Below are 16,481 nucleotides of genomic sequence, written 5' to 3' on the forward strand. Positions count from 1 at the left end.
AGCTGCGCCGAACTCCCGCCAATCAGATGGAACTGCGCGGCGGCGGACATTCGGTCACGCTCTTCTCGCAATAGGCCGCGCGCTGCGCTATCGGCGCGGCCATGACCACGATCACGCGTTTCGCGCCGTCTCCGACCGGGCGCCTGCATGTCGGCAATATCCGCACCGCGCTCCATAACTGGATGCTCGCGCGAAAGGCCGGCGGGCGTTTCATGCTGCGCATCGACGATACCGATGCAGAGCGCAGCCGCGAGGAATATGTCGAGGCGATCCGCGCCGATCTCGCCTGGCTTGGCCTCGAACCCGATGGCGAGGAGCGCCAGTCGCTGCGCCTCGCCAAGTACGATGCGGCATTCGAGGCGCTGAAGGCCGCAGGCCGGGTCTATCCCGCCTACGAGACCGCGCAGGAACTCGAACTCAAGCGCAAGATCCAGCTGGGCCGCGGCCTGCCGCCGATCTACGACCGCGGCGCGCTCAAGCTCACGCAGGACGAACGTGCGGCGAAGGAAGCGGAAGGCATCGCCCCGCACTGGCGTTTCAAGCTCGACCATGGCGAGCCGATCACCTGGGATGACGGCGTGCGCGGGGCGCAGAAATTCGATGCTGCCCAGCTCTCCGATCCGGTCATCCGGCGCGCCGACGGTAGCTGGCTCTACATGCTACCGAGCGCGGTCGACGATCTCGACATGGGCGTCACCGACGTGCTGCGCGGCGAAGACCACGTCAGCAATACTGCCGTTCAAATTCAGATGTTTACCGCACTGATTGCTGCACAATATGCTGCAGCAAAAATGCCGCGTTTCGCGCATGAGGCATTGCTGGTCGGGCGCGAGGGTAAGCTGTCGAAGCGCCTCGGTTCGCTGGGCTGCGATGCCTTCCGCGAGAAAGGCGTCGAGCCGCAGGCCCTGGTGGCGCTGCTCGCCCGTCTCGGCACCAGCCAGCCGGTCGAACCGATCGCCGAGCGCAGCGTGCTGGTCGAGAGCTTTGACCTGTCCACCTTCGGCCGGGCGCCCGCGAAATTCGACGATGCGGAACTGGAGCGGATCAATGCCGCGCTGGTCCACCAGATGGATTTTGCATCCGTCGGGCATCGCCTGCCCGAAGGCATCGACGAGGCCGGCTGGCATGCCATCCGGCCGAACCTTTCGCACGTGCACGAGGCGGCCGACTGGTGGCGGCTTGTGACCGGCCCGATCGCTCAGCCGGACTTTGCCGATGACGACCGCGCTTACCTTGCAGAGGCTGCGCGCCTGCTCGCGTGGGGCGACGATCCCTGGCACGCGCTCACCAATGCGCTGAAGGAGGCGACGGGGCGCAAGGGCAAGCCGCTCTTCCTGCCGCTGCGACAGGCGCTGACCGGCATGGACCACGGCCCCGACATGGCGGAATTGCTGCCGCTGATCGGCGAGGCGGAGGCGCGCGCGCGGCTGGGGCGCGCCTCGGCCTAGGCCCATTCGAGTTCTAGCGGACTTGTGCCGGACTGGACCGCGCTCTAGCGTGGCCCGATAACAAGCCAATTACGGTCGCAGGGTGCGCAGCTCTTCTAGGGAGGGAGACTATGCCTGCATTTTCACGCCGTAATTTCATCGTCGCAGGGGGCGCTGCCACCATCGCGGCTCCTGCTGCCGGACAGGACCTGCTCGAAGTCCTCGGCAAATCGACCCCGCCGCAGCAGCTCGGCCCCTTCTATCCGACTGCAAGGCCGCTCGACCAGGATTCCGACCTGACCCATGTGCAGGGCGTCCACGGGACGGCGCAGGGCGACCTGCTCGATGTCTTCGGGGTGGTGACCAACCACGACGGCTCGCCGCTCGCGGGCGTGACGCTGGACCTGTGGCAAGCCAATGCGGTGGGCCGGTACATGCATGGCGGCGACCAGCGCGAGGAACTGCCGCTCGACCCCTATTTCCAGGGCTCGGCCGTGCTGGTGACCGATGCGCAAGGGCGCTACCGCTTCCGCACGATCCGCCCCGGCATCTATGCCTTCGGCGGCACCCCGCGGCCCCGGCACATCCATTTCGACATCAAGAGCCGGCAGGCGCGCCTGACCACGCAGATGTATTTCCCGGGCGAGAAAGAGAACGCGATCGAGGATATCGCCGACGAATCGCTCCTCGTCGCACGCGCCGCGGATGCACTCGATGCGGGCGGTGTCGAAGCGCTACGCTGGGATGTGAGGTTGCCCTACGGCTGAGACAGCCGCGGCCGATCACCTACCTTCGTATTTCTCCAGCTCGTCGCCGCTGACGGTGACGACGTGCATGAGATTGGTCGAGCCGGGCGTGCCGAAGGGAACGCCTGCGAGCGCGACCAGCTTGCTGCCAGCTCCGGCAAAGCCGTGGCGCAGCGCCATGCGCTTGCCCTTGGCGATCATCTCTTCGAAGCTGCCGATGTCCTTGGTGGCCACGGCGTGCGCGCCCCACAGCAGGGCGAGACGGCGCGCGGTCTTCATGCTGGGCGTGAGGACCAGCATCGGCACGCTCGGGCGTTCGCGCGCCACGCGGCGGGCGGTGCTGCCCGATCCGGTGAAGACAGTGATCGCGGCGATCGAAACGGTGTCGGCCACGGTCATGCAGGCATGGGCCAGCGCGTCGGCGGTGGTCTTGTCAGGCGGCGTGTCGAGGAAGCGCACGCGGGGCAGGTAAGCCTCGTCCCGTTCCACCTGGTGGGCGATGCGGTGCATGATGGTGACGGCCTCTTCCGGCCAGTCGCCGGCGGCGGTTTCGGCCGACAGCATGACGGCATCGGCACCGTCGTAGACGGCATTGGCGACGTCGGAGACCTCGGCGCGGGTCGGCGCGGGGCTCTCGATCATGCTTTCAAGCATCTGGGTGGCGACGATCACCGGCTTGCCGGCAGTGCGCGCCTTGTTGACGATCTGCTTCTGCAGCGGCGGGACTTCCTGCGGCTCCAGCTCCACGCCCAGGTCGCCGCGGGCGACCATGATGCCGTCAGACAGTTCGATGATCTCGTCGAGGCGGCGGACCGCCATGGGCTTTTCGATCTTGGCGCACAGCGCGCCATAGCCGCCCATCAGCTTGCGGGCCTCGGCAAGGTCTTCGGGGCGCTGCACGAAGCTGAGGCCGATCCAGTCGACGCCCTGTTGCATGGCAAAGGCGAGGTCCTTGCGGTCCTTGTCGGTCAGTGCGGGGATCGGTACTTCGGCATCGGGCACGTTGACGCCCTTGCGGTCGGAAATGACGCCGCCGACCTCTGCCGAACAGAGGATCTCGTTCTCGTCGGCTCGGATCACGCGCAGGCGGATCTTGCCGTCGTTGATGAGCAGGCGCTGGCCCTTTTCGAGCAGGCCGAACAGTTCGGGATGCGGCAATTCGACGCGGGTTTCGTCGCCCGGCTCGGGATTGCGGTCGAGCGTGAAATGGCCCGAATGGCGGATGACCGCCTTGCCGTCCTTGAACTTGCCCACGCGCAGCTTCGGACCCTGCAAATCGGCCAGGATGGCGATGGGGCGGTGGAACTGCTTCTCCAGCGCGCGGATCGCGGCGATCGTTTCGGCATGGGTCTCGTGCTCCCCATGGCTCATGTTGACGCGGAAGGCGTCGACCCCGGCCTTGAACAGGCGGGCGAGCATTTCGGGAGATCGGCTGGCCGGACCCACGGTCGCGAGAATCTTGACCTTGCGGCCACGGGGATCGAGCTTGGGTGCGCCTTCGCGCTCTTTGTCGGGCTTTGCCATGAACCAGCGCTATGGCAGGGCGGTGCGACATTTCAAGGACGATGACATGGTTACGAATGCACCCGACCCGCTCGACCGACTGCCCGATGACGTAGCGGCAGCAGCTTTCCGGCGGCTGGTCCGCCACCTGCAGCACCGCCACGATGCCCAGAACATCGACCTGATGGGGCTGGCCGGTTTCTGCCGCAACTGCCTTGCCGACTGGATCATCGATGCCGGTTACGAAGGCGACAAGGCGCAGGCGCGCGAACTGGTGCACGGAATGCCGCAGGACCAGTGGAAGGCGACCCGCCAGTCTCCTGCCACGCCGGAGCAACTGGAGCGCATGGAAGCCAGTATCGCGAAAAATCGCGTGGAGTAGCGAGTCGCCGCCTTCACCCCGCGCGGCTGGGTGGCTATTCGCACCGGCCAACCGATTCTCAAGATCACCGGAGTTACCTTCACATGGCCGAAGCCACCGACGACCGCCTGCGCCTTCTCATCGAGCGCATCGAACGCCTCGAAGAAGAGAAGAAGGGCATCGCCGACGATATTCGCGACGTCTACGCCGAATCCAAGGCGGTGGGCTACGACACCAAGATCATGCGCCAGATCATCAAGCTTCGCAAAATGAAGCCGGACGAGCGCAGCGAGCAGGAAACGATCCTCGATACCTACAAGGCCGCGCTCGGAATGGGTTGATTTGCTTGACTTTCCTTGCGTATTGGTGAAGTAATACACCAAATCAACAAGGAGAGCGGCATGTCGGAAGTAAATCGCGGGGCAGGACTGGTCGGGCTGGTCCTGCTGGGGCCGGTCTTCATCGCCATCGTATCGCTGGTTGCGATGCTGTTCGGCGCTGCGGCCGGCTGGGCCGGCGGGCTCATTTTCCCGCAGGTTTTCGACCGGCTGACCACGCTGATCTTCGGCGAGGCGATTCCGGCATGGCAGCTCGGCGCGATGCTGGGTTTCCTTGCGACCTTCCTTCGCGCATCATTCCCGAAGCGCAAGTAGGAGAGCAGCCATGGCAGGACCCTGGAAAGACGCCCGCGGCGTCATCGTCACCACCACCCCCACGATCGAAGGCCGGCCGATCCAGGAATACCTGGGCATCGTCACCGGCGAGGTGATCGTAGGCGCCAACATCTTCCGCGACCTGTTCGCCAATATCCGCGACATCGTCGGCGGGCGTTCGGGCAGCTACGAGCGCATCCTTGCCGATGCGCGCAACCAGGCGATCGAGGAACTGCAGGCCGAAGCGGCCACGCGCGGCGGCAATGCGGTGGTCGGCATCGACCTCGATTACGAAGTGATCGGCGACACCGGTTCGATGCTGATGGTCAGCGCCAGCGGCACTGCGGTGAAGGTCTGACCTAGCCGCGCACGAGGCCGAGCGCCTCGTAGGTGGCATCGAGCGTGGGCACGGCGATCTCGCGTGCCTGCGCCGCGCCGCGTGCGAGGATCGCGTCCAGTGCCTCGCGGTCTTCGAGCAGCTCGGTGAACCGCGCCGAGATCGGGCGCAGCGTTTCCACCAGCAGTTCGCCCAGCGCAGGCTTGAACTTGCCAAAGCCTTCGCCGCCGAAATCCTTCAGCACGCCTTCGACGCTGCCGTCGGTCAGCGCGGCATAGATCGTCACGAGGTTCAGCGCCTCGGGGCGGTCTTCCAGACCCTTTTCCTCGCTCGGCAAGGGCTCGGGGTCGGTCTTGGCCTTCTTGATCTTCTTCATCACCTCGTCCGGATCGTCGGCGAGGTTGATGCGGCTCATGTCGGAAGGGTCCGACTTGCTCATCTTGGCCGCGCCGTTGCGCAGGCTCATGATGCGCGCAGCCTGCGGCGGCACGATCGGATCGGGCAGGGTGAAGACCGGCGCTTCCTCGGACGCGAAGTCGTTGTTGAACTTCTGCGCGATGTCGCGCGCCAGTTCGAGATGCTGCTTCTGGTCTTCGCCCACCGGCACGTGGGTCGCCTGGTAGAGCAGCACGTCGGCAGCCTGCAGGACGGGGTAGGTGAACAGCGCGACCGACTGGCCTTCGCGGTTCTTGCCCGCCTTGTCCTTCCACTGCGTCATGCGGTTGAGCCAGCCCATGCGCGCCGTGCCGCCAAGCAGCCATTGCAGTTCCGCGTGCTGCGGGACCTGTGCCTGGTTGAACAGGACGCTGCGCTGCGGGTCGATCCCGCAGGCGACCAGCGCGGCGGCCATTTCCAGCGTGCCCTTGCGCAATTCGGCCGGATCGTGCGGCATCGAGATCGCGTGCAGGTCGGCCAGGAAGAACAGGCACTGGTGACCGTCGCCCATCTCGTCCTGCATGCGCACCCAGTTGCGGATCGCCCCCAGGTAGTTGCCGAGGTGGAGATTGCCGGTGGGCTGGATGCCGGAAACAACGCGCATGACGGGTTACGAAGCTTTCTTCCTGGTGAGGGCAGCGATGCGCTGCCGGTCGATGGCGCCGACTGCGAACGCCACCCCGAAATAGACCACCGCCGAACAGGCGACGAGGACGATGAGTGCGCCCAGCCGTTCGAACAGGCCGGCCGAATACCAGCCGGTTAGCAAATCGCGCGCGAACCACAAGGCCGCGCCCATGGCTCCCGCAGCCAGCAACTGCCGCCCGACCCGCCCGACTAGTGACAGCGGAATCGCGTAATACCCGCGCTTGAGCAGCACGAGGTAGAGGTACCCCACGTTGATCCAGGCGCCGATGACGCTGCCATAGGCGACCCCGACCACGCCGAACCGCTGGAGGAAGGCGATGTTGAAGCCGACGAATACCGCGAGCGATATGAAGGCGGCATAGACCGGCGTCTTGGTGTCCGACCGGGCGTAGAAATTGGGCACCAGCACCTTCACCAGCACATAGGCGGGCAGGCCGAGGACGAGCGCGGCCAGCACCTCGCCCGTGACCGCCGCATCGGCCAGGTCGAAGCGGCCGCCCTGGAAGATCATGGTGATGAACGGGGTCGCGCAGATCGCCATCGCCACGGCTGCCGGAATGGTCAGCAGCATCGACAGCTCGATCGCGTCCGACTGGATGCGGTCCGCGCCTTCCTTGTTGTTGCCGCCCACGAACTTCGACAGCGTCGGCAGGATGGCGGTCGACAGGGCGATGCCGATGATGCCGAGCGGCAGCTGGTTCAGCCGATCGGCATAGTTCATGTAGCTCACCGACCCGCTTTCGAGCTGGTTGAGGAAGTAGAGCTGGACCAGGGTGTTGATCTGGTAGGCGCCGCCGCCGATCGCGGCGGGCAGGGCGATGATCGACAGGCGCTTCACCTCGGGCGTGATGCGCGGCCACAGGAGCTTGGGACGGAAGCCCTCGACCCGCACCCAGTAGAGCAGCCAGAGCAGCTGTATCACGCCGCCTGCGGTCACCGCCCAGGCGATGCCGTAAGTGACCTGTTCCAGGCTTGCGCCCGCCTCCATCCACCTTTCGCCGGTCAGCAAGGCTGCGATCAGCACGATGTTGAGGATGATCGGAAAGCTGGCACCCGGCGCAAAGCGCGAGACCGAATTGAGCATGCCGGTGAACAGCGTCACCAGGCTGACCAGCACGATGTAGGGGAACATGATCCGTGCAAAATCGACCGCGAGGCCGAATTCGCCCGGATCGACCGGCTTGTCCGCCAGCACCCATATCACGCCCGGCATCGCCAGTTCGAAGACGATGCACAGCGCGATCAGCACCGGCAGGAAAACGCTGAGCACGTCGGCGGAGAAGCTGCGCGCGTCTTCCAGCCCGCCATCGCCGTGGAGCCGCTTGGAGAACATCGGCACGAAGGCGGCCGAGAATGCGCCTTCCGCGAACAGGCGGCGGAAGACGTTGGGAATGATGAAGGCCTGGAACCAGGCATCGGTCACCGCATTCGCGCCGAGGACGCGCGAGAAGATCATCTCGCGCGCCATTCCGGCGATGCGGCTCACCATGGTGAGCGAGCCGATCGTGCCGACGTGCTTGAGCAGGCTCATGGGCGAGCCTCCATCAGCCCTCCGGGGCCTCAGGCGTTCCCGGTCGGAGCCGGGGTGCCCTGCGCCTGCTGCGCGGCACGAGCCTGCAGCTGCTGCTGGTAAAGCGTGCCGAAATCCATCGGATCGAGCATCAGCGGCGGGTAGCCGAGGTCGCGCACGGCTTCGGCGATGATGCCGCGGGCAAAGGGGAAGAGCAGGCGCGGCGTTTCCGCGAACAGGAAAGCGTGCGCGTGTTCTTCGGGAACGTTGCGGATGCCGACGAGGCCGCAATAGGCCAGCTCGACGATGTACATCGCGCCCTGGTCCGCATCGGCGCGCACGGTCATCTTCAGTTCGACTTCGTGCACTTCGTCGGTGATCTTGTTGGCCGCGATGTTGACCTGCACGTCGATGCGCGGCTGTTCCGTCCACTGGTAGGCAGCCGGCGCATTCGGGTTCTCGACCGAGAGGTCCTTCACATACTGGTTGAGGACGCCGACCGTGGGGCGGTTGTCCGCGCCGTTGGCACCGGCTGCAGGGTCCGCGTTGAGATCGGTCAGTACGTCGTTTTCATCGGCCATCGGGCAAGCTTTCTCTAGACTGGCAATTCGGGATCGGTCGCCGGACGCGCACGCGCCCCGCATTTCAGGGCGCGCGCCTAGCACCGTGCAGGGCGCGGGGCAATGCGCGAGGAAGGCGACGGTCCGGTCCGCGAAAGGGGCGTAGGGACCCGGCAGCGCCCATTGTGCGTTTGTAATTGGTCCCTATCTAGGGCAGTAGGGAGACAGGGCCGCTAACCTGCCTCCCCCCGCAGATTTGCCAAGTCGACTAGAACGGAATTCCGCCAGTGATCTACGAGATCGTCATCCTTGCCGCCATCGCCGCCTTTCTCGGCCTGCGCCTCTATTCGGTGCTCGGCCAGCGGTCGGAGCAGGAAGAGGACCCGATCCGCCGCAGCTACGGCCCGCGCGAACAGAATGCGCCGCCCCCCCCCGTCGCTGGCAGCCCCGACGCGATTCCTGCCGCCCGCCCGACCGTGACGCTGCGCAGCGTGGACAATGCCACCAGCGCCAACGAAACCGCGATCCGCGCGATCGCCGCGTCCGATTCGCGGTTCGACCTGCTGTCTTTCCTCGAAGGGGCGAAGGCGGCCTATGCGATGATCCTCGAAGCCTTCTGGAACGGCGACCGCGAGACCCTGCGAGAACTGACCGACGACGATGTCTACGCCAGCTTCGCTGCCGCTATCGACGCGCGCGAAGCTGCGGGCGAAACGCTCGACAACCGCCTGATCCGGATCGAGGATGCGACTGTCCATTCGGCCGAACTCGCGGGCAAGGATGCGCGCATCGCCGTGCGCTTCGTCGCCGATATCGCGGCCGTGACCCGCGACAAGGACGGCACCGTGGTGGCAGGCTCGCTCGACGATGCCGTGGAAAGCCGGGACATCTGGACCTTCCGCCGCCATGTCGACGCGATGGACCCGAACTGGGTCCTCGACGAAACCGACCAGGACTGATCACCGCCAGGACAGGAGACCGATGGATGCGAAGCGCGCTCATAGCAGGGGCGGCTTTGCTGCTGTCCGCCTGTGCAGTGGTTCCCGATGCAAGGCCGCCGATGGACACGGGCGTGGTCCCGCCGCCGCCCGCGACGCTGGCCGACAATGCCCTGTCGGCAGGGCTGACCGCCGGGCCCGACATCGCCAGCTTGCCGATTGGCTCGCAGGATGCCGCCGCGGCGCTGTCCGCATTTCGCGCCTCGTGCGACAAGATCCTGTTCCGCGACGATGCGAGCGGTCTGACCAGCCGGCTCGACTGGCAGGGCCCGTGCCTTGCCGCGACCAACTGGTCGAGCGAGCCGCGCCTGTTCTTCACCAGCCAGTTCGAAACCGCCGTCGTGGGCGAGGGCAAGGCCTTCGCCACCGGCTATTTCGAGCCTGAAATCCTCGGCAGTCGTACCCGCGCGCCGGGATATGACGTGCCGGTCTATGCCATGCCCACCGACCTCGTGCGTGCATGGCCCGAAAACACGCCCGAAGCCGAACGGACCGGTCGCCCTCCGCTCGGCCGGTATGACGAGAGCGGCAAGTTCGTCCCCTATTTCGAGCGGGCCGAAATCGTCGCAGGCGCGCTCGAAGGCAAGGTGCCGGTGATTGCCTGGGCCGCCGATCCGGTCGAATTCTTCTTCCTCCAGATCCAGGGCTCGGGCCTGCTGCGCCAGCCCGACGGCAGCGTCATGCGCATCGGCTATGCCGGGCAGAACGGGCGCGAATATGTCGGTGTCGGCTCGGTCATGCGCGAACGCGGACTGATCGGCGACGGGCCCGGCCAGTATCCCGGCTCGATGCAGGGCATCATCCAGCACATCCGCGACAACCCTGCAGAGGGCCAGGCGCTGATGAACCTCAACAAGAGCTGGATCTTCTTCCGCGAGCTGACGACCGATGGGCCGCTCGGCTCGCTCGAAGTGCCGGTGCGTCGGGGCGACAGCGTGGCTGTGGACCCCAAGTTCGTGCCCTATGGCGCGCCCGTCTGGCTCGATCTCGACCGCGACGTGGCCGACGGGCTTTGGGTGGCGCAGGACACGGGCGGTGCGATCAAGGGCGCCAACCGCTTCGATACGTTCTGGGGCAACGGCGCCGATGCACGCGAGATCGCCGGCGGCATGAGCGGGCGCGGCAAGGCCTATATCCTCCTGCCCAAGGGAACGCTCGCGCGTCTCAAACCGTGAGCGCGCCGCGTGGCCTGACGGCAGAAGAAGCGGCGGCCTGGGAAAAGGTCGCGGCGACGGTCGATCCGCTGCACCCGCCTGTAAAGCGGGCTGCGGCGCCTGCACCGGCTGCCGTTCCCGCGCCTGCTCCGCCCAAGCCCCTGCCGAAGGTCCGCAAGGCGGCAGCGCCGCCGAAGCAGGCACCGTCACCACCTCCGCCTCCGCAGACAAATTCGCTCGATTCCCATTGGGACCGCAGGCTCAAATCGGGCTCGATCCAGCCCGATGTGACGCTCGACCTGCACGACCACGGGCTCGATGCGGCCTACGACCGGCTGATGAGCGGCATCGCGCAGGCCCGGGCCATGGGTGCGCGCACGGTGCTGCTCATTACTGGCAAGCCGCGGCCCGTCGCGCCTGCCGACCGGGCGGAACGGCGCGGTGCCATCAGGGCCAAGGTGCTGGACTGGCTGGCGGCCTCAAGCCACCATTCCGCCATCGCTGCCGTGCGCCGCGCGCACCAGCGCCATGGCGGGGACGGCGCGCTCTACATCGTGCTCAGGCGCGAGCGCTGACGAGCCGGCGCAGACCGAGCAGCAGCGCGCCGAACAACATGAACACCAGCGCAAGCCCCGCGATATTCGCGAAGACCCGGCCATATCCGTACTGCGGCACGTCGAGGAAGAAATAGGCGTAGAAGCCGCTCATCTCGCCATAGACGAGCGCGAAGACGGTGTAGGCCACCGGTGCGATCATCACCAGCGGCAGGTCCTTCCAGCCATTGTTGACCGGACGGGTGAAGGCCAGCCACCAGCCGACCGTCGCGGCGGGAATGATCGTGTGGTGCATCTGGTTGGTATACCAGTCCAGCCCGACCGGGTAGTGATCTGCCGCCAGCAGAGTGTGATAGACGATGGCCACGATCGTGATGGCGGTCGCAAGCGCAAAAGGCACGGCGCGGTGGATCGATCCCTTCGCTGCGATCCAGGCGAACAGCACGGCGGCTGCCAGATTGCTCCAGATCGTGAAGAAACGCAGCAGCAGGGCGAAGGAGACGAGCGGGCTGCCGTCCCGTTCGAGATTGAGCGTGGACTGGACCGCGAGGCCGATGAAGGCTGCCAGCGAAATGATGCCGGCGAGAACGCGGGCCCGTTGCGAAAATGCGATGCTCATGCCCGTTGCGTAGCGGGTGGCGGCGTGCAGTAAAGCACGAAAAAGCCCCCGACATCGCTGCCGGGGGCTTCTTCTGCGGCCCAGTGGGCTTGGGTATGACCCTTATTTGTGGTACTTGGCGTAGGTGAGGTCGAAGCGGTCCGCGTCCATGACCTTGGTCCAGGCCTTGACGAAGTCGCGCACGAACTTCTCCTCGTTACCGTTCTCGGCATAGACTTCGGCCACTGCGCGCAGGCGCGAGTTCGAGCCGAAGACGAGGTCGGTGCGCGTGGCGCGCCATTTTTCGGCACCCTTCAGGCGGCAGCGACCGACGAATTCCTCGTCGCCGCTCTCGTCGACCACTTCCCACACCGTGCCCATTTCGAGCAGCTTCACGAAGAAGGAATTGTCGAGCTTGCCCGGGGTGTCGGTGAGAACGCCGAGCGGCTTGTCGCCATAGACCGCGCCCATCGCGCGCAGCCCGCCGACCAGCACGGTCATCTCGGGGATCGAGAGGCCGAGAAGGTGTGCCTTGTCGACCAGCATGTCCTCGGTCTTCACCGAAGCCTTGGTCTTGAGGTAGTTGCGGAAGCCATCGGCGAAGGGTTCGAGCGGCTCGAAGCTCTCGGCGTCGGTCTGCTCCTGGCTTGCATCGCCGCGACCAGTTGTGACCGGGACCGAGACGTCGAAACCGGCATCCTTGGCCGCCTTCTCGACCGCAGCCGAACCGGCGATCACGATGGCATCGGCCATCGAGAGGTCACCGCGCAGCTCGTCGAGCTTGGCAAGGACCTTGGCCAGCTTGTCGGGCTCGTTCGCCTTCCAGTCCTTCATCGGCGAGAGGCGGATGCGGGCACCGTTGGCGCCGCCGCGGTGGTCCGAATTGCGGTAGGTCGAGGCCGAGGCCCAGGCCGTCTTGACGAGTTCGGCAACCGACAGGCCGCTGGCGAGGACCTTGGCCTTGAAGTCGGCAACTGCAGCGTCCGAGGCCTGCTTGCCGGCGGGGACGGGGTCCTGCCAGATCAGGTCTTCAGCCGGGACTTCCGGGCCGAGGTAACGGACCTTGGGACCCATGTCGCGGTGGCACAGCTTGAACCATGCGCGGGCGAAGGCATCGTCCAACGCCGCCTGGTCGTCGCGGAAGCGCTCGGAAATCTTGCGATAATCCGGGTCGCGCTTCAGCGCCATGTCGGCGGTGGTCATCATGGTCGGGACCTTCTTGCTCGGGTCCCGCGCATCGGGTGCCATGTCTTCCGGATCGGGATTGATCGGCTGCCACTGGTTCGCGCCGGCCGGACTCTGGACGAGCTCGTAATCGTACTTGAACAGCAAGCGGAAGTAGTCGCCACCCCACTGCGTCGGGTTCGGCGTCCAGGCACCTTCGATACCCGAGGTGGTGATGTGGCCCTTCTCGATTTCTTCCGGATCGGTCAGCCAGCCGAAGCCCATGCGGTGCAGGGTTTCGCCTTCCGGCGCGCCCGAGAACGTGTCCGAAGGCTTGGCACCGTGGGCCTTGCCGAAAGCGTGGCCACCGGCGGTCAGCGCAACGGTTTCCTCGTCGTTCATGGCCATGCGCGCGAAGGTTTCCTTCATGTCGCGCGCCATGCCTTCCCAGTCGTTGGGATTGCCGCCCGGACCTTCGGGATTGACGTAGATGAGGCCCATCTGGATCGCTGCCAGCGGGTTTTCGAGCGCCTTGCCCTCGTCGGGCAGGATGCGGGTTTCCGCACCGGTGTCGACCCACTGTTCTTCCGTGCCCCAATAGACGGTTTCCGGATCGTACACGTCCTTGCGGCCGCCGCCGAAGCCGAAGACGGGGCCACCCATCGATTCAATGGCGACGTTGCCGGTGAGGATGAACAGGTCGGCCCAGCTGATGTGCTTGCCGTACTTCTGCTTGATCGGCCACAGCAGGCGGCGGGCCTTGTCGAGGTTGCCGTTGTCCGGCCAGCTGTTGAGCGGAGCGAAGCGCTGCTGGCCGCTGCCGCCGCCGCCACGGCCATCGCCCGTGCGATAGGTACCGGCTGCGTGCCAGGCCATGCGGATGAAGAAGGGGCCGTAGTGACCATAGTCAGCCGGCCACCAGGGCTGGCTGTCGGTCATGAGGGCGGTGAGGTCCTTCTTGAGCGCGTTGTAATCGAGCGCGTTGAAGGCTTCGCAATAGTCGAAATCCTCGCCCATCGGGTCGGCCGCGCGGCCGCCTTCGGTCAGGATCTCAAGGTCGAGCTGGTCGGGCCACCAGTCGCGGTTGGTACGGCCGAACAGCGAGCGTGTGCCGGCGTTGCCGTGGAAAGGACAACCGCTGATATCTCCGGTCTTGGCGTCCATTGAACTCTCTCCTTCGAAAAAAGACTCGGTCTCCCGCCCGAGAACCGAAGGACGATGAACGGCGCCCGTTAATTCGTCCAATCGATTAAACGGTTCAAATTGATTGCCATAAGCGATTTAGCGGTGATGCGTGCCCCAGATGCGAAAAGCGCCGCCATCCCGCTGGAATGACGACGCTTTCGTGACTGATCTGGATCAATTTCAGGCGGCCTGGGCGATGCCCTCCACCGGCTCTGTACGGATCAGGTAATCGAAGGCGGACAGGCCCGCTTTCGACCCTTCGCCCATGGCGACGACGATCTGCTTGTAAGGCACGTCGGTCACATCGCCTGCACCGAAGATGCCGGGCACATTGGTGCGGCCTTCCTCGTCGGTGACGATCTCGCCGAATTTGGTCAGTTCGAGGCCCGAGCCCTGCAGCCATTCGGTGTTGGGCACGAGGCCGATCTGGACGAACACGCCTTCGAGCGTGATGCGGCGTTCGGAACCCGACTTGCGGTCCTTGAGGACGAGGCCGTTCACCTTGCCGTTCTCGCCGGTGATCTCGGTCGTCTGGCCGCTGGTGACGATCTCCACGTTGGGGAGGCTGCGCAGCTTGGCCTGCAGCACCTCGTCGGCGCGCAGCTTCTCGTCATATTCGATCAGTGTGACGTGGCCGACGATCTTTGCGAGGTCGATAGCCGCCTCGACGCCGGAATTGCCGCCGCCGATCACCGCGATGCGCTTGCCCTTGAACAGCGGACCGTCGCAGTGCGGGCAATAGGCGACGCCCTTGTTGCGGTATTCCGCCTCGCCCGGCACGCCGAGATTGCGCCAGCGGGCACCCGTCGCAAGGATCAGGCTGCGGGCCTTGAGGCTTGCGCCATTGCCCAGTTCGACCGTGTGGAGGCCGCCTTCCTTGGTGGCGGGGACGAGCTTCACGGCCTTGGCGAGATCCATCAGGTCGATGTCGTATTCGCCCACGTGGCGCTTCAGTTCACCAGCCAGCTTCGGCCCTTCGGTATAAGGCGTGCCGGGCAGGTTCTCGATGCCGAGCGTATCGTGCAACTGGCCGCCGAAGCGTTCCGCCGCGATGCCGGTGCGAAAGCCCTTGCGCGCGGTGTAGATGGCGGTCGCAGCGCCTGCCGGGCCGCCGCCGATAACGAGCACTTCGAACGGGTCCTTGGCCGCCAGCTTCTCAGCCGCCTTTTCCTCGCTGCCGGTATCCAGCTTGGCGAGAATTTCGGCCAGTTCCATCTTGCCGTTGTAGAAGGGCTCACCGTTGAGGAAGGTCGCGGGCACCGCCATGATTTCGCGTGCCTCGACCTCGTCCTTGTGCGTGCCGCCTTCGATCAGCGTGGCGGTGATGCGCGGGTTTTCCAGCGCCATCAGCGTCAGCGCCTGCACCACGTCGGGGCAGTTGTGGCAGGACAGCGAGAAGTACATCTCGAAATTGTAATCGCCCTCGAGGCCGCGGACCTGTTCGATGAGGTCGGCATCGACCTTGGGCGGGTGGCCGCCGGCCCACAGCAGGGCGAGGACGAGGCTGGTGAACTCGTGACCCATCGGCAGGCCCGCGAAGCGCACCCACTTTTCCGCATCGCTGGCGCGGCGGATAACGAAGCTGGGCTTCCTCGCGTCGGTCCCGTCGAAGCTTGCGCTCACGAGATCGTGCAGCGCGGCGATTTCCTCCAGCAGTTCGCGCGTCTGCGCGGATTTGGCGTCATCGCCCAGCGAGGCGACGAGTTCGATCGGCTCGCGCAGATTGGCGAGATAGGTCGAAAGCTGCTGCTTCATCGCGGTGTCGAGCATGCAAAGTCTCCGAAGGGATGGGAAATGGGAAAAGGCCCGGGGCGGGGGGGGAGGCAAGTGCCCCGGGCCTTCCAGCGACCCGAGTCCAGTCAGGCTCGGGCTCTTGGGCGACGCCCGGAGAAGATGGGCGCCGCCAGTCTTGTCGCGCTTAGATCTTGCCGACGAGGTCGAGCGAGGGAGCCAGCGTTTCGCTGCCTTCTTCCCAGGCTGCCGGGCAGACCTGGCCGGGGTTGTTGCGCACGTACTGGGCGGCGCGGATCTTGCGGACCAGTTCGTTGGCATTGCGGCCGACGCCTTCGCAGGTCTGTTCGACCAGCTGGATCACGCCGTCCGGATCGACGACGAAGGTGGCGCGATCGGCCAGGCCGACGCCTTCGCGCAGCACGTCGAAGTTCTTGGCCAGCTCGTGGTTCTGGTCGCCCAGGAACGGGAAGTTCAGCTTGCCGATCTTCTCAGAGGTGTCGTGCCACGCCTTGTGGCTGAAGTGGGTGTCGGTCGACACGCCGTAGACTTCGACGTCCAGCTTCTGGAGCATTTCGTAATGCTCGCCGAGGTCTTCGAGCTCGGTCGGGCAGACGAAGGTGAAGTCGGCCGGATAGAAGAAGAACACGGCCCACTTGCCGCGCACGTCTTCGTCGGTGACGTCGTAGAAGTCCTTGCCGGCCTGGAAGGCGGTGGCCTTGAACGGTTTGATCTGGCTTCCGATGATACCCATGGTTGTTATTCTCCGTATGTTCGGGTTGAAATTCGTGCCCTCCAGATAGGGTTCGCTGCGATGCACAAAAGTGATTTTGTGCGATTGCGAGCATCGAAATAATCAATCAATCGATTGGAACTTTCGATAAGTGCAACTGTCGCGCGATTTCGTTGCGCCTGAC

General features: G+C 65.4%; 17 protein-coding genes. 9 read left to right on the forward strand and 8 right to left on the reverse strand.

The annotated features are described in order from the left end of the window. Positions 1-101: 101 nt before the first annotated feature. The gene (gltX, locus tag LCL94_RS08345) at positions 102-1,448 is read left to right on the forward strand and encodes a glutamate--tRNA ligase (RefSeq protein WP_224831794.1); all 1,347 of its coding nucleotides are present in this window, start codon (positions 102-104) and stop codon (positions 1,446-1,448) included. A gap of 110 nt (positions 1,449-1,558) precedes the next feature. Then, the gene (locus LCL94_RS08350) at positions 1,559-2,194 is read left to right on the forward strand and encodes a hypothetical protein (RefSeq protein ID WP_224831795.1); all 636 of its coding nucleotides are present in this window, start codon (positions 1,559-1,561) and stop codon (positions 2,192-2,194) included. A gap of 15 nt (positions 2,195-2,209) precedes the next feature. On the opposite strand, the gene pyk is transcribed toward LCL94_RS08350, so the two are convergent. Further along, positions 2,210-3,697, reverse strand: coding sequence for a pyruvate kinase (pyk, locus tag LCL94_RS08355; RefSeq protein ID WP_224831796.1), 1,488 nt, complete (start codon positions 3,695-3,697; stop codon positions 2,210-2,212). Positions 3,698-3,743: 46 nt separating this feature from the next. Here pyk and LCL94_RS08360 point away from each other — a divergent pair, with 46 nt between their 5' ends. The 4 genes from LCL94_RS08360 (at position 3,744) to LCL94_RS08375 (ending at position 5,048) form a co-directional block, all read left to right on the forward strand. Next, on the forward strand, positions 3,744-4,058 hold the full coding sequence (locus LCL94_RS08360) for a DUF1244 domain-containing protein (RefSeq protein WP_224831797.1): 315 nt from the start codon (positions 3,744-3,746) through the stop codon (positions 4,056-4,058). Positions 4,059-4,141: 83 nt separating this feature from the next. Next, a complete protein-coding gene (locus tag LCL94_RS08365) occupies positions 4,142-4,378 on the forward strand; it encodes a DUF2312 domain-containing protein (RefSeq protein WP_160608848.1) in 237 nt (78 codons plus the stop codon). Between the two features lie 60 nt (positions 4,379-4,438). Then, on the forward strand, positions 4,439-4,690 hold the full coding sequence (locus LCL94_RS08370; RefSeq protein WP_160608849.1) for a hypothetical protein: 252 nt from the start codon (positions 4,439-4,441) through the stop codon (positions 4,688-4,690). 10 nt (positions 4,691-4,700) lie between these two features. Continuing rightward, on the forward strand, positions 4,701-5,048 hold the full coding sequence (locus tag LCL94_RS08375; RefSeq protein WP_224831798.1) for a heavy metal-binding domain-containing protein: 348 nt from the start codon (positions 4,701-4,703) through the stop codon (positions 5,046-5,048). Position 5,049: 1 nt separating this feature from the next. On the opposite strand, the gene trpS is transcribed toward LCL94_RS08375, so the two are convergent. From trpS to secB, 3 genes are read right to left on the reverse strand one after another with little or no spacing between them, the layout of a single operon-like run. Beyond that, on the reverse strand, positions 5,050-6,066 hold the full coding sequence (gene trpS, locus LCL94_RS08380) for a tryptophan--tRNA ligase (protein ID WP_224831799.1): 1,017 nt from the start codon (positions 6,064-6,066) through the stop codon (positions 5,050-5,052). 6 nt (positions 6,067-6,072) lie between these two features. After that, positions 6,073-7,641 carry a murein biosynthesis integral membrane protein MurJ gene (murJ, locus tag LCL94_RS08385; protein WP_224831800.1) on the reverse strand — a complete coding sequence of 523 codons (1,569 nt, stop codon included), beginning with the start codon at positions 7,639-7,641 and terminating at the stop codon, positions 6,073-6,075. A gap of 29 nt (positions 7,642-7,670) precedes the next feature. Then, complete coding sequence (gene secB, locus LCL94_RS08390) at positions 7,671-8,201, reverse strand: protein-export chaperone SecB (RefSeq protein WP_224831801.1); 531 nt, start codon at positions 8,199-8,201, stop codon at positions 7,671-7,673. A 266-nt stretch (positions 8,202-8,467) separates the two neighbouring features. Between secB and LCL94_RS08395 the strand changes: the two genes are divergently transcribed. Genes LCL94_RS08395 through LCL94_RS08405 form a run of 3 tightly spaced genes read left to right on the forward strand, consistent with a single transcriptional unit; the run spans position 8,468 to position 10,907 of the window. After that, positions 8,468-9,139 (forward strand): Tim44/TimA family putative adaptor protein, encoded by a 672-nt coding sequence (locus tag LCL94_RS08395; RefSeq protein WP_224831802.1) that lies wholly within the window; start codon positions 8,468-8,470, stop codon positions 9,137-9,139. A 26-nt stretch (positions 9,140-9,165) separates the two neighbouring features. Further along, on the forward strand, positions 9,166-10,353 hold the full coding sequence (locus tag LCL94_RS08400) for a murein transglycosylase A (protein WP_224831803.1): 1,188 nt from the start codon (positions 9,166-9,168) through the stop codon (positions 10,351-10,353). Next, entirely contained in the window at positions 10,350-10,907 is a 558-nt protein-coding gene (locus tag LCL94_RS08405) for a Smr/MutS family protein (protein WP_224831804.1), read from the forward strand. The genes LCL94_RS08400 and LCL94_RS08405 overlap by 4 nt, the downstream gene beginning before the upstream one ends. On the opposite strand, the gene LCL94_RS08410 is transcribed toward LCL94_RS08405, so the two are convergent. The 4 genes from LCL94_RS08410 to ahpC all read right to left on the reverse strand — a co-directional run bounded on the left by LCL94_RS08410 (position 10,891) and on the right by ahpC (position 16,318). After that, complete coding sequence (locus LCL94_RS08410; RefSeq protein ID WP_224831805.1) at positions 10,891-11,505, reverse strand: Pr6Pr family membrane protein; 615 nt, start codon at positions 11,503-11,505, stop codon at positions 10,891-10,893. The two genes, LCL94_RS08405 and LCL94_RS08410, sit on opposite strands and share 17 nt — an antisense overlap. A 102-nt stretch (positions 11,506-11,607) precedes the next feature. Beyond that, positions 11,608-13,812 (reverse strand): catalase/peroxidase HPI, encoded by a 2,205-nt coding sequence (katG, locus tag LCL94_RS08415; protein WP_224831806.1) that lies wholly within the window; start codon positions 13,810-13,812, stop codon positions 11,608-11,610. 201 nt (positions 13,813-14,013) lie between these two features. Continuing rightward, on the reverse strand, positions 14,014-15,603 hold the full coding sequence (ahpF, locus tag LCL94_RS08420) for an alkyl hydroperoxide reductase subunit F (protein WP_224831807.1): 1,590 nt from the start codon (positions 15,601-15,603) through the stop codon (positions 14,014-14,016). 148 nt (positions 15,604-15,751) lie between these two features. Continuing rightward, entirely contained in the window at positions 15,752-16,318 is a 567-nt protein-coding gene (gene ahpC, locus LCL94_RS08425) for an alkyl hydroperoxide reductase subunit C (RefSeq protein ID WP_160608860.1), read from the reverse strand. Positions 16,319-16,481 lie beyond the last annotated feature (163 nt).

Source organism: Qipengyuania gaetbuli, from assembly GCF_020171365.1.
Lineage (GTDB): Bacteria > Pseudomonadota > Alphaproteobacteria > Sphingomonadales > Sphingomonadaceae > Qipengyuania > Qipengyuania gaetbuli_B.